Source organism: Kitasatospora sp. NPDC034035, assembly GCF_055575755.1.
The window spans coordinates 16,412-36,842 of record NZ_JBVISA010000005.1; the positions used below are offsets into that span (position 1 = coordinate 16,412).

The following is a 20,431-nucleotide window of genomic DNA, read 5'->3' on the forward strand; positions in this document are numbered from 1 at the left end:
GGTCCTTTCCGGGGGATGGGGTGCTTCGGATCATCGGTCGATGAAGCGCAGGTAATATTTCACATGTCACGGGTCACGTGGAAGGGGTCCGGGGCAAGCGAAAGGGGCGCCGCACCCGCAGGTGCGACGCCCCTTTCCGTGACGTCCTGTCTAGCCGTTGCCGAAGTCCAGCGCCAGGCTGAACGCCACCAGTGCCGCGAACACCGCCGCCAGGGTGGCCGGCCCGGCGGCGGACAGTGCCACCACGGCCACGCCGAGCAGGACCAGTTTCAGCACCAGCCGGGCGGCGAGCGGCAGTTCGACCTTCGCCCGGCGCTCGGCCAGGAACACGTCCCAGACCGCCCGGGCCGCGGCCGGGATGCCGAGCCCCAGCAGCAGCCACAGGCCCAGGCTGTCGCCGGTCCTGAACCCCCAGTAACAGAGCGCCGCCAGGCTCGCGAGCTGCACCCCGAAGCCGAGTTCGGTGCCGGCCCTGGCCAGCGACCTGCGCAGCCGCCGCTCCGTCGGGCCGGGTCCGTCGATCGTCATCCGCGCGCTCTCCCCGCCTCGGTCCCGGCCTCGATCCCGGCCCCGATCCCCGCCTCGATCCTCGCGCCGTCCGCCGCCGGGGCCGCCGCCGGGACCGGACGGCGGACAGGCGGAGGGCTGCTCCAGCGGAGTGTCCCAGCCCGGTCGGGCGAACTCAACGGATCCTCCCGCGGCTGCCGGTCCGATGCCTCCCACCTGCCGGTCCGTCAACGGCGTTGCCGTCAGCGGGTGCTGTACTCGACGGTCACGCTGACCACCACCAGCACGCCGTACACCACCGCGAGGGTGGTCCGCCCGGTGGCGTACAGCGCGAGCGCGGCCGTGCCGAGCGTCAGCAGCTTGAGGACGATCTCGGCGGGCAGCGGGAGCCGGTACTTCGGCCCGCCCGCGGCCAGGAACAGGCCCCAGACGAGGGCGGCCAGGGCCGGTGCGCCGAGCCCCAGCAGAAGCCGGGTGCCCAGGTCGGACCCGGTCTTGAAGCCCCAGTAGCAGAGCGCCGCCAGCATGGCGAGCTCCAGCCCGAAGGCGAGGCCGGCGTTGCCGGCGGTCAGCGGGGTCCACTGCCGCTGTCCGACCGGGCCGGGTCTGTCGATCTTCATTTCGCGCTCTCCCCGTTCCACTGCTCCGCCCGGGCCGGGCGGCGACCACGCGGAGTGTCGCAGTCCGGCCCGGGCGGCGCAATGGACAGACCCGAACGGGTCACCCCAAGGAGGCCCGGAGGAAGGAGAGTTCGGCCCGGGTCAGCTGCTCGTTCATCCCGTCCGGAGTCATGTGGGTGACGCCCGGCAGCGGCAGCACCGTGTGCGGGCGGCCGGCCTTGGTGAGGGCCTGGGAGAGCAGCAGGGTGTGCGAGGGGTGGACGTTGTCGTCGGCCAGCCCGTGGATCAGCAGCAGCGGCCTGGTCAGCGCGGGCGCGTCGGCGAGCAGGCAGTCGCCGGCGTAGCCCTCGGGGTTGTCCTGCGGCAGGCCGAGGTAGCGCTCGGTGTACGCGGTGTCGTACTGCCGGAAGTCGGTGGGCGGGGCGCCCGCGCAGGCGGCGTGGAAGACGTCCGGGCGGCGCAGCACCGCGAGCGCGGCGAAGTAGCCGCCGTACGACCAGCCGCGCACGGCGACCCGGCCGAGGTCGAGGTCCGGGTGGTGCGCGGCGAGCGCGTGCAGGGCGTCGACCTGGTCGTCCAGGGCGGCCTGGGAGAAGCGGCGGAAGATCGCCCGGGTGAAGTCCGGGGAGACGAACGGGGTGCCGCGGTTGTCGGTGGTGACCACGGCGAAGCCCTGGTCGGCCCACCACTGGCGGAGCTGCCAGCGGCGCGGCTCGGCGGCCACGGCCTGGTAGCCGGGCCCGCCGTAGATGTCCAGCAGGACGGGCAGCCGGCGGCCGGGGCCGTGCTCGCGCGGGTAGACGACGGCGGTCGGCAGGCCGCGTTCGGTGACCCGGGCGAGCCGCGGGCTGACCCGGTACGGCAGCGCGGCGCTGAGGTCGGTGAGCGGCAGCCCGGCGCTGAGGTCGGTGAGCGCCCGCTCGCCGCCGTCGCGCAGGACGCGGCGGCGGATCCCGTCGGCGGTGGCCGAGGTGAGGACCAGGGTGTCGGCGGCGGCAAGGGCGGAGTGCGTGCCGGGGCCGGTGGTGAGGGGCTCGGGCGCGCCGCCGTCCGGGTCGATCAGGTGGACGTACTGGTCTGCGGGGTCGCCCTGGCCGGTCTCGCAGAGCAGTCGGCCGCGCAGCAGTCCGACCACCCGGCGGATCTGCAGCCCGGTGGTGTCCAGCGGCTTGCCGTCCAGGGCGAGGCCGCGGGCCTGCGGGGTGTCGTGGACGGTGAGCAGTCGGCCGTCGGCCAGTCGGCCGGGGGTTCCGGGCAGGTCGTCGACCCAGAACTCGTCGGTGGTGCGGGAGAGTTCGCGGGTCGCGCCGGTGGCCGGGTCGGCGCTGAGGAGCAGCACGTTCTGCTGCAGCCGGTCGGCGACGGTGAGCAGCACCTCGTGGTCGGAGGCCCAGGAGGCGGCGCAGAGGTACGGGAACCCGTCGGTGTCCCAGCGCAGCCGGACCCGGCCGCCGTCGAGGCCGAGGACCCAGAGCTGGACGTCCGCGTTGGGGCCGCCGGCCTGCGGGTAGGCGAAGTCCTCGGGGGCCTCGGCGGGGCGGGCCGGGTCGGCGAAGTAGCGCCGGGGGAGGGCGGATTCGTCCACCCGGGCGGCCAGCAGCGCGCCACCGTCCGGGCGCCACCAGTGGCCCCGGGCACGGCCGAGCTCCTCGGCGGCGGCGAACTCGGCCACGCCCCAGCGGGCGCCGTCAGCGGGGGAGAGCGGTTCGAGGCCGGGGGTGACGTACAGGGCGTCGTCGGCGACGTAGGCGACGCGCTGGCCGGTGGCGTCCGGCCGGGGGTCGAACGCGGGCCCGGCGACCGGGAGTTCGTCGCTGGTGGCGGCGGCGGTGTCGGTGCGGAACAGCCGGCCGTCGAGGGTGAAGACGGCGATCGCGAGGTCGGCGGTGGCCGCGTACGAGCCGATCCCGGCGGCGACCAGCCGGGTGCGCTCGCGCAGCCGGCGCTCGACGGTCGGCAGGTCGTCGCGGCGGCCGGTGCGGCCGGGCAGCAGTGCGGCCGGGTCGGCGACCGTCCGCTCCTCGCCGGTGGCGGTGTCGAGCAGGTGGAGGCGGTCGACCGGATCCTCGGGACCGTTCGAGCGGAGCAGCAGCAGCCGGGTACCGTCCTCGGCGAGGGTGTACGCGCGCGGTGCGCCGAAGGTGAACCGGCCGGTACGGGCGCTGAGGGCAAGGAAGGCGTCGGTGATGGTCACGGCCCGATCGTGGTCGCGCGGTGCGTGCCCCGACCAGTAGTCTGTCATGTGAAATGTCACACACCACGTGATGTGCGCCATACGACGCCGCGCGACGCCATATGACGCCATACGAGGCCATGGAAGGCCGGACGAGCGGAGGAAACCGTGACCGAGGACCTGAAGACCGCCGAGCCCCCGGCCCCGCTGCCCGCCGCCGACGGCCTGTTCAGCGTGTCGACGGACGCGGCGCACCTGAACCACGGGTCGTACGGCGCCGTGCCCCTCCCGGTGCAGCGCGCGCAGGAACGGCTGCGGACCGAACACGAGCTCGACCCGGACGGCTTCTTCGCCGACCTCCCGGCCAGGATCGCCGCCGCCCGGGCCCTCATCGCCGCCGAACTGGGCACCGACCCCGACCGGCTCGCCCTGGTCGCCAACGTCACCGAGGCGGTCGCGATCGCCCTGGACACCCTCCCGCTCGCCCCCGGCGACCGGATCCTGGTCACCGACCACGGCTACGGCGCGGTGACCCAGGCCGTCGCCCGCAAAGCCGCCGAGACCGGAGCCGAACTGGTCGTCGCTCGGATCCCGCTGGACGCCCCGGACGAGCACGCCGTCCGGGAGGCCGTGCTCGCCGCCGTGGACGCACGCACCACCGTCGCCGTCCTGGACCAGCTCACCTCGCCCACCGCCCGCCTGGTGGCCGGCCCGGCCCTGCTCGCCGACCTGCGCGAACGCGGCGTGACCACCGTCGTCGACGGCGCCCACGCGCCCGGCATGCTGCCCGCCCCGGCCGACCCGAACGCCGACTTCTGGTTCGGCAACCTGCACAAGTGGGCCTTCGCCCCGCGCGCCACCGGCGTCCTCGCCGTCCGCCCCGAGTGGACCGGCCGGGTACGCCCGCTGGCGCTGTCCTGGGAACACGACAAGGGCTTCCCGGGCAACGTCGAATGGCGCGGCACCTGCGACTACACGCCCTGGCTGGCCGCCCCGGCCGGCTTCGACCTGCTGCGCACGCTCGGCCCGGCGGCGGTGGCCGCCCACAACACCGCGCTCGCCGCGTACGGCCGGCAGGCGCTGGTCGAACGCGCGGGGCTGGAACCGCTGCCCGCGACGCCCGGGGTGTGGATGCGCACGGTCCGGCTGCCGGCCGGCCACGGCGAGACCGAGCCGCAGGTACGGGCGCTGATGGCCGAGGTGTGGCAGCGGCTGCGCACCCGCATCGCCGTCCGCCCCTGGGCCGGCGGCGGGGTGCTGCGGATCAGCGCCCAGCTGTACAACCGGCCGGAGGAGTACGAGCGGCTGGCGGACGGGCTGGCGGGGGTGCTCAAGGAGCTGGAGGGCTAGCGTCCGAGGCTCGCGTCCCCGCGCAGGTTCGCGTCCCCGCGCAGTCCCGTGTCCCCGCGCGGGCTCGTGTCCCCGCGCGGGCTCGCGTCCCCGCGCAGCTCCGCGAGCAGCAGGTTCCGGTCGGCGAGCAGCCCGGTGAGGATCCGCCGGGCCGCCCGCAGCAGGTCGGCCACGTCCCCGCCGGCCAGCGCGTAGACCACCGTGCTGCCCTCCCGGGTGGCGGTGACGATGCCGGACCGGCGCAGCACCGCGAGCTGCTGGGAGAGACTGGAGGGTTCGACCTCCAGCTCGGCGAGCAGGCAGCGGACGGGCGTCGGCCCGGCCTGGAGCAGTTCCAGCACCCGGATCCGGACGGGATGGCCGAGCATCCGGAAGAACTCGGCCTTGGCCTGGTAGAGCGCCACCGTCACGAGGCCCCCCTTCCTGGTGTCGGTCCGGGTTCAGATCTCCAGCGATAGTTCGATCCGCTTGAGCTGGTGGCGGGCCATCGCGAGGTTGGAGCGGCTGCGGTTGAGCGCCAGGAAGAGGAACAGGCCGCGCCCGGTGGGCGTCGTGATCGGCCGGACCATGTGGTACTGGTTGGTCAGGCTGATCAGGATGTCCTCGATCTCGTTGTCGTGCAGGTTGAGCATCTCCATCGCCCGCATCTTGGCGCGGACCACGTCGGTGTTCCCCGCCGCGGCGACGTTGAGGTCCAGCTCGCCGCCGTCGCCGAGGCTGCCGAGCGCCATGCCGCTGCCGTAGTCGACCAGGGCGACGCCGATCGCGCCGTCGATCGACATGGCGTCCTTGAGGGACGTCTCCAGGTTCGCCATCGTGGCTGTCCTCCCGTGCGTCGGCGGCCGTGTGCGGGCCGCTTGGTGGCCGTGTGGTGGCTGTGACGACGACGGTAGGAAGCCTGCGGCCCGGTCCACCGGGAATGACCGGAGATGTCCGAACTCGGACGCATCGCGATCGCTTGAAGACATTTGCAACTATGGAGCTGTGCGGGAACTGATCCGTAGCGCGAAAAAACGGTGCTATCGATGTCAGTCCTCCCGGGTAACCTCTCGCTGAGATGCGAGATCACACCAACCACACCCGGACGGCGATGAACACCCCCGATCCAGAGCCCCAGGTCGACCAGGAGCTCAGCCCCGCCGAGGCGTACGCGGCCAGTCGTCGCCGGGCCAAGGAACAGGCCACCGCCCTGTACGGCTTCCAGCAGCTGTACGACTTCCCGCTGGACGACTTCCAGCTGGAGGCCTGCGAGACGCTGGAATCCGGCTCGGGTGTCCTGGTCGCCGCCCCCACCGGCTCCGGGAAGACCATCGTCGGCGAGTTCGCCGTGCACCTGGCCCTGGCCGCCGGGCGCAAGTGCTTCTACACCACGCCCATCAAGGCCCTGTCCAACCAGAAGTACGGTGACCTGGTCAAGCGCTACGGCGCCGCCAAGGTCGGCCTGCTCACCGGCGACAACACCGTCAACGGCGACGCCCCCGTGGTGGTCATGACCACCGAGGTGCTGCGCAACATGCTCTACGCCGGCTCCAGCACCCTCAACGGCCTCGGCTACGTCGTCATGGACGAGGTGCACTACCTCGCCGACCGCATCCGCGGCGCCGTCTGGGAGGAGGTCATCATCCACCTTCCCGAGTCGGTCACCCTCGTCTCGCTCTCCGCGACCGTCTCCAACGCCGAGGAATTCGGCGACTGGCTGGACACCGTGCGCGGCGGCACCAAGGTGATCGTCTCCGAGACCCGCCCGGTGCCGCTGTGGCAGCACGTGATGGCCGGCAACCGGATGTACGACCTGTTCGCCAACCCCGACCGGGACGGCCGCCCCAAGAACAACCTGAAGAACCCCGGCAAGGCCGTCAACCCCGAACTGGTCCGGCTCGCCCGCTCCGAGGTCGACCGCAACCCCCGCGACCGCTTCGGCCGCGGCCGGGGCCGCTCGATGCCCAACGGCCGTCCCGGCCGGGTCTGGACACCGGGCCGGGTGGACGTCATCGACCGGCTCGACGCCGAAGGCCTGCTGCCCGCGATCACCTTCATCTTCAGCCGGGCCGGCTGCGAGGCCGCCGTCCAGCAGTGCCTCAGCTCCGGGCTGCGGCTCAACAAGGACTCCGACCGCGCCCAGGTCCGGGCCCTCGTCGAGGAACGCTGCGCCGACATCCCCGACGAGGACCTGCACGTCCTCGGCTACTTCGAGTGGCTGGACGGCCTGGAGCGCGGCATCGCCGCCCACCACGCCGGGATGCTGCCCCGGTTCAAGGAAGTCGTCGAAGAGCTCTTCGTGAAGGGCCTGGTCAAGGCCGTCTTCGCGACCGAGACCCTCGCGCTCGGCATCAACATGCCCGCCCGCTCGGTGGTCATGGAGAAGCTGGTCAAGTGGAACGGCGAGACCCACGCCGACATCACCCCCGGCGAGTACACCCAGCTCACCGGCCGGGCCGGTCGACGCGGCATCGACGTCGAGGGCCACGCCGTGGTGCTCTGGCAGCGCGGCCTCGACCCGGAGGCGCTGGCCGGCCTGGCCGGCACCCGTACCTACCCGCTCAAGTCCTCGTTCCGGCCCTCCTACAACATGGCCGTCAACCTGGTCTCCCAGTTCGGCCGGCACCGCTCGCGCGAACTGCTGGAGACCTCCTTCGCCCAGTTCCAGGCGGACCGCTCGGTCGTCGGCATCGCCCGCCAGGTGCAGCGCAACGAGGAAGGGCTGGACGGCTACCGCGAGTCGATGACCTGCCACCTCGGCGACTTCGACGAGTACATGGAGCTGCGCCGCCGGCTCAAGGACCGCGAGAACGAGATGGCCCGCGAAGGCACCAGCCAGCGCCGCGCGGCCGCCGTCGAGTCCATCGAGCACCTCAAGCCGGGCGACGTCATCCACGTCCCCACCGGCAAGTTCGCCGGCCTCGCCCTGGTCCTCGACCCCGGCCTGCCCCCGGTCGACCGCTCCGGCCGGGGCGACCGGCGCCACCCCGACTTCCAGGACGGCCCGCGCCCGGTGGTCCTCACCGCCGAACGCCAGGTCAAGCGGCTCGCCATGATCGACTTCCCGTACCCGGTCGCCGCGATCGAGCGCGTCCGCATCCCCAAGTCCTTCAACCCGCGGAGCCCGCAGTCCCGCCGCGACCTCGCCTCCGCGCTGCGCACCAAGGCCGGCCACCTCGAACCCGAACGGTTCCGCAAGGGCCGCGCCGCCGCCGCCGACGACCCGGAGATCACCCGACTGCGGGCCGAACTGCGCCAGCACCCCTGCCACGGCTGCTCCGACCGCGAGGACCACGCCCGTTGGTCCGAGCGCTACCACCGGCTGCACCGCGACACCGAAATGCTGGAACGCCGGATGCGCTCGCGCACCCACACCATCGCCCGCACCTTCGACCGGGTCTGCGCCCTGCTCACCGACCTCGGCTACCTCCGCGGCGACACCGTCACCGACGACGGCAAGCGGCTCGGCCGGCTCTACGGCGAACTCGACCTGCTCGCCTCCGAATGCATCCGCGAAGGGGTCTGGAGCGGCCTCGCCGCCGCCGAACTCGCCGCCTGCGCCTCGGCGCTGGTGTACGAGGCCCGCCAGGCTGACGACGCCGGAGCCCCCCGGGTGCCGGAGGGCGCGGCCAAGGAGGCGCTCGGCAAGATGGTCCGGATCTGGGGCCACCTGGACGCCCTGGAGGAGCAGCACCGGATCAACACCGCCGAGGGCGTCGGCCAGCGCGAACCCGACCTGGGCTTCGCCTGGGTCGCCTACCGCTGGGCGCTCGGCCACAACCTCGACCAGGTCCTGCGCGACGCCGACATGCCCGCCGGCGACTTCGTCCGCTGGACCAAGCAGCTGATCGACGTCCTCGGCCAGATCCAGGACGCCGCCGGCGAGGACGCCGACCTCCGCAAGACCGCCCGCAAGGCCGTCGACAGCCTCCGCCGCGGCATCATCGCCTACTCCTCCGTGAGCTGACCGCGCAACGCCAAGGGGCCCGCACGTTCGCGTCGTCGAACGTGCGGGCCCCTTGGCGCTCCCACCCCCACCCGCCTGCCCGCCGCCGCTTCGGCTCAGCCGAAGCGGCGGCGTTGTTTCCAAACTCCGAGGCCCGCGCTGACGGGGACGTAGGGAGTTGGACGACCCGCTCCCCAGGGAACTGGGGCGCGGGCAGAGGGATGGGCAGAAGCAAGGTGATCCCAGGCGAGACGTTCAGTGAGCAGGGTCCACCGGGGCGAAGTAGTCGCGGAGCATCTCCGTCGTCCACGCGGGCTGGCGCACCTCTCCGCGCGGGCCGAACTCCTCGAACCAGGGCTTCACTTCGAGGACCGGGGTGCCGTCGATGGCGTCCAGGTCCTCGACGTGCAGGTCCAGGCCGTCGACCTTGACGAGCCGGCAACGGGAGGACCCCAGCCAGTTGATGCGCCGCATGTTCCGGTGGCCGAACACGCCGACCTCGGGCCAGTCCGGGTTGTCCCGGGGACGGCGTGCGCCGAAGTTCAGATCGGCCGGGTCGGTCTTGTGGAACCGGAAGATCACATCGAGGTGGGAGAACTCCTCCAGCCCCTTCGTCGCGTCGAGCGGAAACCTGTCGCCGTCCAGTCGGATGATGGCACGTGTCCCTCCCCAGTAGTCGTCGGTCGGTTCCGTTCGGCCTCCCACAACATGCCCGAGCGCCTCCACGCTGAAGACTTCACCCACGTGCTTCCCCTCCTCTGAACGGACCCGCCAGGACGGCGGGTCAGATGGTGGCCGCCAGGTACTCGGCGGCGAGCCTGTCGATGGTGTCGATGGCCTGCACCTTCCGTCCGCGATAGGGCGACAGAGCACTGCGGATGCCCAGGGCGACATCGCGGGTACGGGCGGAGCGGACCGCCTGCATGGCGTCGAGCGACCGGGACCAGATTGTGCAGGCTTCCTCGATCGAGTGTTGCCGGGCCTTCACGAGGCCCAGGTGACCGAGGGTCACCGCGTGGGTCCTGGTGAAGGAAGCGACCTTCCGCGTTGCAACGCTGCGTTCGAACTCCTTCGCCGCACCTTCCAAGTCGCCGAGGTCGCGTAGCGCCGACGCCGTTTCGTGCGCCAAGGAGGCCTCGCCGAAGAAGAACACCCGGGCCGGTTCGTCGTCGCCGGGCGAGGCCGCGGACAGATCCCGCTCAGCCTGAAGGAGCGCGGCGTTCGCCTCCGCGGTGCGCCCGGCAGCAGCGAGAGCACGTGCGTGGACGACGCCGAGCAGGGACCGCTCGCGAGGGCTGGCGAGCCCGTACCGGTCGCCGGCCATGGATGCCTCGGCGACCCTGACGGCATGGTCCGGCTTCCGGAGGTCGACCGCCTGGTGGGCCATGGCGCGCAGTACGTGGCCGGCCATCGCGGCGTCGTCGGCCTCGGCCGCCAGCTTCACGGCGACGGTGTAGTAGTGCTGGGCGGTGGGGTGCTCGCCGTTGTCGAACGCCGTCCACCCTGCCAGGTAGGCGAGTTCGGATGCTGCGGAGAACATGTCCCGCCGAATCCGGTCGGAGGAGAAGGTGCCCTGGAGGAACTCTCCGACGTCCGTGAGGAGGTACTGCGCGACCGCCGTGCGGCCGTGCCCGCCGCCACGGCGCTGGTCGAGCTGGGAGAACAGCCCCGCCATCTCGCGGACGGCGTCCACATCGGCCTGGCCGGAGCGGTGTTGTGTGATGCCGCGACTCTCCGTTCGGGCCATGTGCTCCCACCAACTGTCGGGGGGGATACTCAGCGCTCCGAGAGAGTACGTGAGCGTGCGGAGGAGCTGTCTGCGTTCCACGTCAACGTCGATCCGTCCAAGAGCCGCCAGGGCTTTCAGCGTATCCAAACCCCAGTCACGTAGATCCGATTGCTCGTCTCCGAACCCCATCGCACACAGGGTGACGTCACGGTTCAGCCAGGTGGTGAGCACCTGCGTGAGGTACTGAGGGATGTTCCCGGAGGGCATCACGCCCTGGCGGACCCATTGCGTGACGGATGCCCGGCTCGGCCGTGCCGGATCGTTGTGACCGGCCGCGACGGCGCACAAGGCCCGGGCGAGGGCTTCGTTCGGTCGGCCTGTTTCCCGGATGAGCTGTCCCAGCCGTTCATTGGGCTGGCGGGTACGCCCCATGGGGGTCTCCTGGCGGTGCCGTTTAACCGGTTTAACAGCGGAAGGTAGCCGACACCTTACTCCCAGCGAACTTGGGCGGTTTGCTGTTCGTGCAAGGCAGTCACAGGTTGCACTGCGAATGTTCCGTCACGTTCGGCCAGCAGCAGGGACGTTTTCCCGAAAGCCCGGCCCCGAGTGAGTGAGGCGCCCTCATGGAGCCCGGATCACACATCATCACGACGAGGTTTACCGCTGAACGGGAGCGGATCGGTGAGCTCCGCCGCTGGGCCCGGATGGCTGTGCCGCTGCTTGGTCTCGGCTTGGACGACCGGCAGCGCGGTGACGTGCTGGGCGACGTGGAACTCGTCCTGTCCGAACTCGGCACCAACGCCGTGCAGCACGGCTGCGGCGGCGACCAGCCGGATCTGAAACTGACCGCCTCTCTGACGTCCGCCCCGGGTGTGCTGCGAGTGTCCGTGGCCGACCCGGGCGGCGGCAGGCCCGAGTGCCGGTCGGTGAGCGACGAGGCGACCTGTGGGCGCGGCCTGAGGTTGGTCATGGGGGTCGTGTCCCGGTTCGGTGTCGAGAACCTTCCCGAGGGTGGCAAGGAGATCTGGTCCGAGATCGACCTGCCCGATCCGGTTACCGGGTGGTGCGTGACCTCGTCATGCTCACCGAGCTGATGGAGACGGTGCGCCGCACTCACCTCGACGCCCCACACCCGCCGGCAGGCCGCCCACCGAGTCGCGTGCCTGCGGGGAGCCCCCGGGGCCCCTGGACCTGGGGGCCGCGAAGAACCGAGCAAGGAAACGGAGTTCACATTGGACGTGACCCAAGGGGTCTTCGTCACCCTCGACGGTCTCAGTGCGAGCGGGAAGACCACCGTCGCCCCGCTGGTCGCCGCGTTCGTCAACGGCGTTCACCTCACGGACGGGGCATTGCCGACGTTCCCCCGCATGCGGGCGGAAGTCGACGCCGCCGGCGTTCTGTCGGCGCGGTTCCACTGGTGGATGATGGCCAACCACATCAAGTCCGAGACCGCGCGGGCGCTCGTGGAGGTCGGCCGAACGGTGGTGGTCGAGTCCTACTTCCCGCGCACCATCGCCACTCACAGGGCGATGGGGCAGGACTGCGTGCCGGAGTACCCGAGCGATGCCCTCGTGCCGGACGTGCCGATCCTCCTGGGAGTGGACGAACGCGTACGCCAAGAGCGGCTCAATCGACGCTCCGAGCGAGGGACGCTGACGTACTGGCACCAGCGGGAAGAGCCGAACGTGGCGGAAAGCTCCCGCGTGTACCGGGAGTTCGGTCTGGTGCCGGTGGACGGCACCGGCCGTACGCCCGAGGAGGTGGCGAGGGGCATCGCCGATATCGTGCGCGCGCATGCCCGTACCGCATCGAGGAAGGCAACTTCCCATGACCGCGATTGAGTTCGAGGCGAAGGTCCTCAACATCGAGCCGGAGACGATGCGCGCCCTGCTGGCGGAAGCCGGCGCCGAGCACCTGCGTGACCGGTTCCAGCGCCGCTATGTCTACGACATCCCCGGTCGGCCGGGTGCGTGGGTCCGGCTGCGTGACACCGGTTCCGACGTCACCCTGTGCGTCAAGGAGATCCACTCCGACGCGATCGACGGCGTCACCGAGACGGAGACGAGCGTCGGCGACTTCGACGCCATGAACACGCTCCTCGGCAAGCTCGGCTACCAGCCGAAGGCGTACCAGGAGAACCGCCGGTCCTCCTGGACGCTGGGCGGCGCGGCCATCGAGATCGACCACTGGCCGCTGATCCCCCCGTACCTGGAGATCGAGGGCGACAGCGCCGAACACGTCCACACGACCGCGCTCTCGCTGAAGCTCCCCTTGGGGGAGCTGACCAGCGAGAACACGACCAAGGTCTACCGCCGGTACGGGATCGACATCGAGGCGATCCCCCGGCTCACGTTCGAGTGACAGGAGACGAACCTTGTCGGCAACCAACCGTCCGGCGGTCAGGGTCGTCCGCGACAGGACTGTCCGCATCAAGGTGATCGACGACTGCGGATTGGCCTGCACGTTCTGCCACAACGAGGGAACGCCCGTCACCGCCGACCACCGAGGCCGCACCGAACTGCCCTTCGCAGCCGGTCCGGGCAGGACCGGCCGCGTATCGATCTACAGCGAGACGAACGGGGTCGGCTTCCTTGCCGCCAGGATGGCCCCGGACATGTCTTTCCGACGTGCGGTGCGAACCGTGGCGAGGGCGTTCGACGCCGACGAGGTTCACCTCACGGGCGGGGAACCCACGCTCCACACGGAAGTGTCCTCGCTGGTCTCGGCGCTCACCGGAATGGGGCTGAGCGTCGGAATGACCAGCAACGGGGAGCGCGGCCGGCAGGTCATGCGGGATTGCTCGGCGGCCGGCCTCAACCGGGTCAATGTCTCCGTCTTCGGCACGACCCCCGAAGAACTCCGAGCCGTTCAGTCCGAGCGCTTCAGGTCGGCGGGTCTGGCCGGGACGAAGATCCGCGCCGCGGAGCAGACCATCCGGGCTGCCGTTTCCAACGGCGTGAAGGTCTCCGTGAACATCGTCGTCCCCGGTATGACCCACGTCGACCGCATCGTCAACCTGGTGGAGTCGTACGGTCAGTTCGCGGACGTGCGGATGCTCACCAGCATCCAGGACGGAGCGGAGTCGACCGCGGCCATCTCCGAAGTGCTCGCCCGTGTCGGCGCGGAACCGGTGCTCCGGACGTTCACCGCTGGGACTTCCGATGAGCGCACCCTCTACCGGGCGCTCGGCAGCCGGGCGGTCTATGTCAAGCGATTGCTGCCCGTACGGCTTCCCGGTACGTGCGCGTCGTGTCGATTGAACAATGACACGGACTGTGAGGAGGGCTACTACGGCATCCGCCTGTACCTCACTGATCAAGGGGAGTACATGGTGGGCGTCTGTATCCAGCGGATGGACCTCTGCGTTCCTGTGCCCGAGTTGCGGAGGAGCGGGATCGTGGAAGAGGTGAGGGCTTTCAAGGATGCAGAGGTCCGAAGGCTGACGAGCGCGTCCGGGACCGCTGCCTGACCGAGGCCGAATGCGGCGGGTGGCCGCGGGCTGCGCAACGCCAAGGGGCCCGCACGTTCGACGACGCGAACGTGCGGGCCCCTTGGCGTTGCGCAGTGCGGCCGACGGCGCTCGGGTCGAAGTGGACAAAGTAGGATGACTCAACTCCCGCGCTACGCGCGAAGAGTTCCATCAATGTTCCATTTGCCCGATTTATCTCCCGCTTCACACGCACGGAGCCACCCTCATGGACAAGCTGTCCACCGCCGACACCGACGGCGCGATAGAGACCCGCGGTATCGAACCCGTCCCGGACCACGAGCGCCGGGGCAGAGTCCGCGAGCTCTTCCCGACCTGGGTCGCGGCGAACATCAGCGTCCTGCTCCTCACCATGGGCGCGGCCCTGGTGGTGTTCAACCAGTTGAACTTCTGGCAGGTCCTGATCGTCGCCGCGTGCGCCGCGCTCGCCTCCTTCGGCATGGTCGGCCTGCTGTCCGTCTCCGGCAAGTGGGGCGGAGCCCCGGGTGCCACGCTCTCCCGGGCGACCTTCGGTGTGCGCGGCAACCTGTTCCCCGGCGCGATCCTCTGGATCGCCCGGTTCGGCTGGGAGACGATCAACGCCGTCACCGGTGCCTACGCCGTGCTGACCGTCCTTGACCTGCTCTTCGGCGTCAAGAGCAACACCGTGCTGATCGTCGTCACGCTCTTCGTCTTCGTCGCCTGCACCTTCCTGGTCTCCGGCATGGGCCGGAAGGCGCTGAACGTCTGCAACACCTGGTCGACGTACCTCTTCGGCATCTTCAGTGTCCTGGTGCTGGGCTACCTGGTCGCGACCATGCACTGGAGCGAGGTCTTCGCCAAGCCCGCGGGCACCACCGCGATGATGATCGCCGGCATCGGGACCATCGCCGCCGGTGGCATCAGCTGGGTCCCCACCGGCCCGGACTTCGCCCGCTACCTGCCGCACGCCGCCTCCGGCCGGAAGATCGTCGGCGTGACGGTCTCCGGCGCCGGCCTGGTGATGGTGCCGATGGTGCTGATGGGTGCCGTGATGGCGGTGGCCTCGCCGGGCCTGGCCGAGGCCGCGGACCCGGTCTCCTTCCTCGGCGACCTGCTGCCGACCTGGCTGGCCGTGCCCTACCTGCTGACCGCGATCGTCGGCATGCTGCTGATCAACAGCCTCTCCATGTACTCGGCCGGCTTCACCGCGCAGACCATGGGCGTCAAGCTGCCGCGCGCCATGGCCGTCAGCATCAACGCCGTGATCTCGCTGGTCGGCGGCCTGCTGCTGATGCTGGTCGCCAAGAGCTTCCTGGGCTCCTTCATCACCTTCCTGATCCTGCTGGCCGTCTCCTTCTCGGCCTGGATCGGCGTCTACGCGGTGGACATGTTCCGGCGCCGCTCGCGCGCGGTGCGCTACGACGCCGCCGCGCTGATGGACACCGGCCGGAGCAGCCGGTACTGGTACGTGGGCGGCTTCTGCTGGCAGGCGATGGTGTCCTGGGTGCTCGCGCTGCTGATCGGGCTCGCCTTCACCAAGTGCGACTGGTTCGCCGGCCCGTTCTCCGGCACTTTCGTCGGCAAGTACGGGCTCGCCTGGGCGGCGACCATCGTGATCTCCGGCGTGATCATGGCCGTGCTTCCCACGCCGCGGGAGAACACCTCCGCCGGCGCCGAGCAGCCCGCCGGTCTCCAGGCGGAGCAGGCCGAACGGGTCACCGCCTGACCGCGTGACGCCAACATCCCGGACGCCCCCGTCCGACCGAAAGGGCCCGCCGCACCGAGTGCGGCGGGCCCTTCGTGTCGGGCTGCTCAGCGCGTCGCCAGGGCTTCCAGGACGCGGTCGAGGGAGGTGCCGAGGCCCCAGCGGGTGGCGAGTTCCTCGAGGGTCATCGGGTCGAGGGGTTCGCGGGGGAGGGCCGGGTCGAAGGCGGGCAGGGGAGCGTCGTCGGCGACCCGGACCACCTTCGGGGCGACGTCGAGGTAGGCGGAGCCCTCGACGATGTTGCGGCGGCGGGCGGGGGTGAGCTTGGAGGCGAGGTCGAGGGCGGCGGCGCGGATGCCGGCGAGGTCCCCGTACTCGTTGATCAGCTGGGTGGCGGTCTTCTCGCCGATGCCCTTGACGCCGGGCAGGCCGTCCGACGGGTCTCCGCGCAGGGCGGCCATGTCGGCGTACCGGGCGCCGCGCACGCCGTACTTCTCGAGCAGCAGGGCGTCGTCGGTGACCTGGAGGTTGCCCATGCCCTTGACGGGGTAGAGCACGGTGATCCCGCGGGCGTCGTCGACCAGCTGGAAGAGGTCGCGGTCCCCGGTGACGATCTGCACCGGCCCCTTGGCGCGGGCCGTGAGGGTGCCGATCACGTCGTCGGCCTCGTAGCCGGGGGAGCCGACCCGGGCGATGCCGAGCGCGTCCAGCACCTGCTCGATCACCGGGACCTGCGGGGCCAGCGTGTCGGGCACCTCCTCCTCGCCGTCCTCGGCGGCCTCGGCGACCCGGTGGGTCTTGTACGAGGGGACGAGGTCGACGCGCCACTGGGGGCGCCAGTCGGCGTCCATGCAGGCGACCAGTTCGTCGGGGCGGTGGTCGTGGACCAGCCGGGCGATGAAGTCCAGCAGGCCGCGGACGGCGTTGACCGGCTCGCCCTGCGGCGAGCGCAGGGTGTCCGGTACGCCGTAGTAGGCCCGGAAGTACAGGCTGGCGGAGTCGAGCAGCATCAGTCGCGGTGCGGTCACGCCTCCGATCATGCCGTACGAGGGTGACATCGGAGGGCCTCGGTGCCCGTGCGGCGCCACTGCCCGTGCCCGTGCGGCGTCGGCGTTCGTGTGCCGTCAGCGCTCGTGCGCCGTCAGTGCTCGTGCGGCCCGGAGCGGTGGACCGGGCCGTGGGCGTCGGCACAGTGCTCGGCGGCCGTGTCGCCCGGGGCCGCGATCTGCAGCAGTGCGCCCGCCTCGTCCTCGCCGACGTGGTCGACCTGGAGGGTGCTGTGGGTGATCCCGTACTCGTCGGCGAGCCGGCGTTGGAGCTGGCGCCGGACGGCGTGGCAGTCGCCGCCGGGGGTGACCAGGATGTGCGCGGACAGCGCCGGCTGGCCGGAGGTGATCTCCCAGATGTGCAGGTCGTGGATCTCTTCGACCAGCGGCTCGGTGACCATCCGGTCGGCCACCGCGTCCGGGTCGATCCCGGCCGGGGCGGCTTCCAGGAAGATCCGCCCGGACTCCCGGACCAGTGCGACGCCGGCCTTGAGCATCAGCGCGACGACGATCAGCGAGGCGATCGCGTCGGCGCGGGCGAAGCCGGTGGTCAGGATGATCAGACCGGCGACGGCGGTGGCGATGAAGGCGTACAGGTCGGTGAGGACGTGCTGGAAGGCGCCCTCGACGTTGAGCGAGGTGCGGTTGGCCTTGGACATGCACCAGGTGGCCGCGAGGTTGACCACGATCCCGATCAGCGCGGTGACCAGCACCAGCGAGCCGGTGACCGCGGGCGGCGAGATCAGCCGGGTGACCGCCTCGTAGCCCAGCCAGGCCGAGAGCACCAGCAGGGTGACGCCGTTGGCCTGCGCGGAGAGGATCTCGGCGCGCTTGAGGCCGTAGGTGTAGCCGCCGCGGGCCGGGCGGGCGGCGAGCCGCATCGCGATCAGGGCGAGCACGATCGAGGCGGCGTCGGTGAGCATGTGGGCCGCGTCGGAGATCAGCGCGAGGGACTTGGCGGCGAAGCCGACCACGACCTCGCCGGCCATGAAGACGACGATCAGGGCGAGGGCGCTGAGCAGCCAGCGGCGGTCCGCGTCGGCGGAGACGCCGTGCGAGTGCCCACCGTGGCCGCCGTGCCCGCCGTGCCCACCGTGGCCGCCGTGCCCGCCATGGCTGCCGTGTCCGCCGTGACCGTGCGCGTGCCCGTCCCCGTTCGACGGCTGGTGGTCATGCGCATGATCATCGTGCGAATGCTCGGGCCTGGCCATGGAAGTCCTCTCTGGGCGCACGGATGGGAACAGGGGCGCGGCGCGACCGCCCTGCAACCGAAGTGAACCGCAGAATCGACAAAGATCCAAAGGCTGTACTGGTGACCGTTGTCGTTGCCGTTCGGGTGGCTTTACCCGGCGCACGCCGCAGCCGTCCGACCAGCAGAAATCCCCTGCGCCCGCGCCCAGTTGAGCTATCCCAGCGCCGCCATGTCCAAGGCCGGGTCCAGCGCCACCGCGTCCAGGGCCGCGGCGGTGGCCGCCCGAACCAGGGCCCGCATCAGCCGCAGGTCGTCCCCCTGTTCCGGATGCCACTGCACCCCGAGCGTGAAGCCGGGCCCCTCCAGCGCCTCCACCGTGCCGTCCGGCGCGTGGGCGCTCACCCGCAGGCCCGTCCCGACCCGGTCGACGGCCTGGTGGTGGAAGGTCGGTACCTCCAGCTCGCACTCCGGCAGCAGCCCGCCCAGCAGCGTCCCCGGCACCGGCCGCACCGGGTGCGAGCCGTACTTCCCCGGCGAGCCGCCGTGCACGTCCACCGGCACCACGTCCGGCAGGTGCTGCACCAGCGTGCCCCCGCACACCACGTTCAGGACCTGCATCCCGCGGCAGACGGCCAGCAGCGGCATCCCCGCCGCCAGCGCGGCCCGCAGCAGCGCGACCTCCCAGACGTCCCGCTCCGGCGAGTCCACCTCGGTCGCCGGATGGGCCGGCTCCCCGTAGTACGCCGGGTCGATGTCCGGCCCGCCCGCGATGACCAGCGCGTCCAGCCGGGCCAGCACCTCCGGCGCGCGCTCCGGGGCGTCGGGCGGCAGCAGGACGGCGACCCCGCCGGAGTCCCGGACGTACGCGGTGTACCGCTCGGGGACGAGAGCGACCCGACGGCTCCGCCAGTGGCTCCAACTCGCGTCCACCAGGTAGGTGCTGACGCCGATCAAAGGCCTGCGATCCATGGCGCGCATTCTCCTCCCGAACCGCCCGATACCCCGTCAACCACGCATATCGGCGCGCCACACACGCCTGCCCTCTTCCGCCCCGCGAGTCGCAGGCCGTACGGTTCGCTGTGACTGCTTGATCTCGAAGAGTGATCGACGGGTTCGAGGTCGTCACGGCCATCCGGGCCACCAGACCACCTAGACCATCGAGACCACCCAGGACACGAGGAAGGAGGGTTCCGTCATGTCCGAGAACGCCGCACCCGGGAACGCCGCCGCGGGGCCGCCGCCCCGGCCGCCGCTGACCCTGGACGAGCTGCGCACCCTGGTGGACGCCGGCAAGGTGCACACCGTGGCACTCGCCTTCACCGACATGCAGGGCCGGCTGCAGGGCAAGCGCTTCGCCGCCCGGTTCTTCCTCGACGAAGTCGCCGAGCACGGCGCCGAGGCCTGCGACTACCTGCTGGCCGTCGACGTCGACATGAACACCGTGGACGGCTACGCCTTCTCGTCCTGGGCCACCGGCTACGGCGACTTCGCGATGCGCCCCGACCTGGGCACCCTGCGGCTGACCCCCTGGCAGCCCGGCACCGCCCAGGTCACCGCCGACCTGGCCCGGCACGGCGGCCACCCGGTGGATGCCGCCCCGCGCCAACTGCTGCGCCGCCAGATCGCCCGGCTCGCCGAGTACGGCCTGGCCGCCGACATCGGCACCGAACTGGAGTTCCTGGTCTTCCGCGACACCTACGAGCAGGCCTGGCTCGGCGGCTACCGCGGCCTGACCCCGGCGAACCTCTACAACGTGGACTACTCGATGCTGGGCACCGCCCGGGTCGAGCCGCTGCTCTCCCGGATCCGCAACGAGATGGCCGGCGCCGGCCTGGTCGTGGAGTCCGCCAAGGGCGAGTGCAACCTCGGCCAGCACGAGATCGCCTTCCGCTACACCGACGCCCTCACCACCTGCGACCAGCACAGCGTCTACAAGACCGGGGCCAAGGAGATCGCCGCCCAACTGGGCTGCGCGCTCACCTTCATGGCCAAGTACGACGAGCGCGAGGGCAACAGCTGCCACATCCACCTCTCGCTGCGCGACGCCGTCGGCGCCCCCGCCTTCGCCGACCGGGACGGCCGGATGACCGACACCATGCGGCACTTCCTGGCCGGCCAGCTGACGGCGCTGCGCGAGTTCAGCGTGCTCTACGCCCCGAACATCAACTCCTACAAGCGCTACCGCCCGGGTTCCTTCGCCCCGACCGCCGTCGCCTGGGGCCGGGACAACCGCACCTGCGCCTACCGGGTGGTCGGCCACGGCCCCGGCCTGCGGATGGAGAACCGGGTGCCCGGCGGCGACGTCAACCCGTACCTCGCCGTGGCCGGGATGATCGCGGCCGGCCTGCACGGGCTGCAGCGCAAGCTGGAGCTGCCCACGCCCTGCCTGGGCAACGCCTACGCGGTCGAGGAGTACGCCCGGGTGCCCGGATCGCTGCGCGAGGCCGCCGCGTTGTGGGCGGAGAGCGAACTGGCCCGGGAGGCCTTCGGCGACGACGTGGTCGACCACTACCTGAACATGGCCCGGGTCGAGCAGGCCGCCTACGACGGCGCCGTCACCGACTGGGAGCGCTACCGATCCTTCGAACGGATGTGACGCGTGACCGACGGACGTGACGCATGACCGACTGGACACCCTTGGGCGGCTTCGGCGAGTCCGGGGTGGGCCGCGAGCGGGGGCCGGACGTGCTGCGCCGCGTCACCGAGACCAAGAACGTCTTCATCCAGAGCGAGGAG

At 71.3% G+C, this 20,431-nt stretch carries 18 protein-coding genes; 8 read left to right on the forward strand and 10 right to left on the reverse strand.

Translation table 11 applies throughout. From position 1 onward, the window contains the following. Positions 1-150 precede the first annotated feature (150 nt). The 3 genes from ACZ52J_RS08680 to ACZ52J_RS08690 all read right to left on the reverse strand — a co-directional run bounded on the left by ACZ52J_RS08680 (position 151) and on the right by ACZ52J_RS08690 (position 3,321). On the reverse strand, positions 151-528 hold the full coding sequence (locus tag ACZ52J_RS08680; protein WP_465616930.1) for a DUF2568 domain-containing protein: 378 nt from the start codon (positions 526-528) through the stop codon (positions 151-153). A gap of 221 nt (positions 529-749) precedes the next feature. After that, the gene (locus tag ACZ52J_RS08685; RefSeq protein WP_465616932.1) at positions 750-1,127 is read right to left on the reverse strand and encodes a YrdB family protein; all 378 of its coding nucleotides are present in this window, start codon (positions 1,125-1,127) and stop codon (positions 750-752) included. A gap of 100 nt (positions 1,128-1,227) precedes the next feature. After that, the gene (locus tag ACZ52J_RS08690) at positions 1,228-3,321 is read right to left on the reverse strand and encodes a S9 family peptidase (RefSeq protein ID WP_465616934.1); all 2,094 of its coding nucleotides are present in this window, start codon (positions 3,319-3,321) and stop codon (positions 1,228-1,230) included. Between the two features lie 147 nt (positions 3,322-3,468). Here ACZ52J_RS08690 and ACZ52J_RS08695 point away from each other — a divergent pair, with 147 nt between their 5' ends. Further along, entirely contained in the window at positions 3,469-4,650 is a 1,182-nt protein-coding gene (locus tag ACZ52J_RS08695; protein ID WP_465616936.1) for an aminotransferase class V-fold PLP-dependent enzyme, read from the forward strand. Here ACZ52J_RS08695 and ACZ52J_RS08700 read toward each other — a convergent pair. Both ACZ52J_RS08700 and ACZ52J_RS08705 read right to left on the reverse strand, forming a co-directional pair. Beyond that, positions 4,647-5,060 (reverse strand): ArsR/SmtB family transcription factor, encoded by a 414-nt coding sequence (locus ACZ52J_RS08700; protein WP_465616938.1) that lies wholly within the window; start codon positions 5,058-5,060, stop codon positions 4,647-4,649. The two genes, ACZ52J_RS08695 and ACZ52J_RS08700, sit on opposite strands and share 4 nt — an antisense overlap. A 30-nt stretch (positions 5,061-5,090) precedes the next feature. After that, positions 5,091-5,465 (reverse strand): hypothetical protein, encoded by a 375-nt coding sequence (locus ACZ52J_RS08705; protein ID WP_360498337.1) that lies wholly within the window; start codon positions 5,463-5,465, stop codon positions 5,091-5,093. Between the two features lie 275 nt (positions 5,466-5,740). On the opposite strand from ACZ52J_RS08705, the gene ACZ52J_RS08710 reads away from it, so the two are divergent. Beyond that, positions 5,741-8,596: a DEAD/DEAH box helicase gene (locus ACZ52J_RS08710; RefSeq protein WP_465617415.1), complete on the forward strand. Its 2,856-nt coding sequence runs from the start codon at positions 5,741-5,743 to the stop codon at positions 8,594-8,596. Positions 8,597-8,830: 234 nt separating this feature from the next. Here ACZ52J_RS08710 and ACZ52J_RS08715 read toward each other — a convergent pair whose 3' ends face one another. Together ACZ52J_RS08715 and ACZ52J_RS08720 are read right to left on the reverse strand one after the other, a co-directional pair. Continuing rightward, positions 8,831-9,319 (reverse strand): SAM-dependent methyltransferase, encoded by a 489-nt coding sequence (locus tag ACZ52J_RS08715; protein WP_465616940.1) that lies wholly within the window; start codon positions 9,317-9,319, stop codon positions 8,831-8,833. Positions 9,320-9,359: 40 nt separating this feature from the next. Beyond that, complete coding sequence (locus ACZ52J_RS08720) at positions 9,360-10,736, reverse strand: Tat pathway signal protein (RefSeq protein WP_465616942.1); 1,377 nt, start codon at positions 10,734-10,736, stop codon at positions 9,360-9,362. 191 nt (positions 10,737-10,927) lie between these two features. Here ACZ52J_RS08720 and ACZ52J_RS08725 point away from each other — a divergent pair, with 191 nt between their 5' ends. From ACZ52J_RS08725 to ACZ52J_RS08745, 5 genes are all read left to right on the forward strand, one after another. After that, positions 10,928-11,398: an ATP-binding protein gene (locus tag ACZ52J_RS08725; RefSeq protein ID WP_465616944.1), complete on the forward strand. Its 471-nt coding sequence runs from the start codon at positions 10,928-10,930 to the stop codon at positions 11,396-11,398. Positions 11,399-11,536: 138 nt separating this feature from the next. Further along, on the forward strand, positions 11,537-12,145 hold the full coding sequence (locus ACZ52J_RS08730; RefSeq protein WP_465616946.1) for a hypothetical protein: 609 nt from the start codon (positions 11,537-11,539) through the stop codon (positions 12,143-12,145). Continuing rightward, positions 12,132-12,665, forward strand: coding sequence for a class IV adenylate cyclase (locus ACZ52J_RS08735; protein WP_465616948.1), 534 nt, complete (start codon positions 12,132-12,134; stop codon positions 12,663-12,665). The genes ACZ52J_RS08730 and ACZ52J_RS08735 overlap by 14 nt, the downstream gene beginning before the upstream one ends. Before the next feature lie 13 nt (positions 12,666-12,678). Continuing rightward, positions 12,679-13,773 (forward strand): radical SAM protein, encoded by a 1,095-nt coding sequence (locus ACZ52J_RS08740; RefSeq protein WP_465616950.1) that lies wholly within the window; start codon positions 12,679-12,681, stop codon positions 13,771-13,773. Between the two features lie 226 nt (positions 13,774-13,999). Beyond that, positions 14,000-15,478, forward strand: coding sequence for a purine-cytosine permease family protein (locus tag ACZ52J_RS08745; RefSeq protein WP_465616952.1), 1,479 nt, complete (start codon positions 14,000-14,002; stop codon positions 15,476-15,478). Positions 15,479-15,564: 86 nt separating this feature from the next. On the opposite strand, the gene ACZ52J_RS08750 is transcribed toward ACZ52J_RS08745, so the two are convergent. The 3 genes from ACZ52J_RS08750 to ACZ52J_RS08760 all read right to left on the reverse strand — a co-directional run bounded on the left by ACZ52J_RS08750 (position 15,565) and on the right by ACZ52J_RS08760 (position 18,664). Continuing rightward, on the reverse strand, positions 15,565-16,467 hold the full coding sequence (locus ACZ52J_RS08750; RefSeq protein WP_360498533.1) for a 5'-3' exonuclease: 903 nt from the start codon (positions 16,465-16,467) through the stop codon (positions 15,565-15,567). Positions 16,468-16,598: 131 nt separating this feature from the next. Beyond that, entirely contained in the window at positions 16,599-17,714 is a 1,116-nt protein-coding gene (locus ACZ52J_RS08755) for a cation diffusion facilitator family transporter (protein ID WP_465616954.1), read from the reverse strand. Between the two features lie 194 nt (positions 17,715-17,908). After that, positions 17,909-18,664 (reverse strand): gamma-glutamyl-gamma-aminobutyrate hydrolase family protein, encoded by a 756-nt coding sequence (locus tag ACZ52J_RS08760; protein ID WP_465616956.1) that lies wholly within the window; start codon positions 18,662-18,664, stop codon positions 17,909-17,911. Positions 18,665-18,890: 226 nt separating this feature from the next. Here ACZ52J_RS08760 and ACZ52J_RS08765 point away from each other — a divergent pair, with 226 nt between their 5' ends. Continuing rightward, a complete protein-coding gene (locus ACZ52J_RS08765; protein WP_465616958.1) occupies positions 18,891-20,291 on the forward strand; it encodes a glutamine synthetase family protein in 1,401 nt (466 codons plus the stop codon). The last annotated feature ends 140 nt before the right edge of the window (positions 20,292-20,431 follow it).

Excerpts from the sequence above, each read along its gene's own strand:
- ACZ52J_RS08725 (WP_465616944.1), top strand. The coding sequence starts at position 10,928 with ATGGAGCCCGGATCACACATCATCACGACGAGGTTTACCGCTGAACGG.
- ACZ52J_RS08685 (WP_465616932.1), bottom strand. The coding sequence starts at position 1,127 with ATGAAGATCGACAGACCCGGCCCGGTCGGACAGCGGCAGTGGACCCCG.
- ACZ52J_RS08680 (WP_465616930.1), bottom strand. The coding sequence starts at position 528 with ATGACGATCGACGGACCCGGCCCGACGGAGCGGCGGCTGCGCAGGTCG.
- ACZ52J_RS08735 (WP_465616948.1), top strand. The coding sequence starts at position 12,132 with ATGACCGCGATTGAGTTCGAGGCGAAGGTCCTCAACATCGAGCCGGAG.
- ACZ52J_RS08750 (WP_360498533.1), bottom strand. The coding sequence starts at position 16,467 with ATGCTGCTCGACTCCGCCAGCCTGTACTTCCGGGCCTACTACGGCGTA.
- ACZ52J_RS08710 (WP_465617415.1), top strand. The coding sequence starts at position 5,741 with ATGAACACCCCCGATCCAGAGCCCCAGGTCGACCAGGAGCTCAGCCCC.
- ACZ52J_RS08720 (WP_465616942.1), bottom strand. The coding sequence starts at position 10,736 with ATGGGGCGTACCCGCCAGCCCAATGAACGGCTGGGACAGCTCATCCGG.
- ACZ52J_RS08760 (WP_465616956.1), bottom strand. The coding sequence starts at position 18,664 with ATGGATCGCAGGCCTTTGATCGGCGTCAGCACCTACCTGGTGGACGCG.
- ACZ52J_RS08705 (WP_360498337.1), bottom strand. The coding sequence starts at position 5,465 with ATGGCGAACCTGGAGACGTCCCTCAAGGACGCCATGTCGATCGACGGC.
- ACZ52J_RS08765 (WP_465616958.1), top strand. The coding sequence starts at position 18,891 with ATGTCCGAGAACGCCGCACCCGGGAACGCCGCCGCGGGGCCGCCGCCC.
- ACZ52J_RS08745 (WP_465616952.1), top strand. The coding sequence starts at position 14,000 with ATGGACAAGCTGTCCACCGCCGACACCGACGGCGCGATAGAGACCCGC.
- ACZ52J_RS08755 (WP_465616954.1), bottom strand. The coding sequence starts at position 17,714 with ATGGCCAGGCCCGAGCATTCGCACGATGATCATGCGCATGACCACCAG.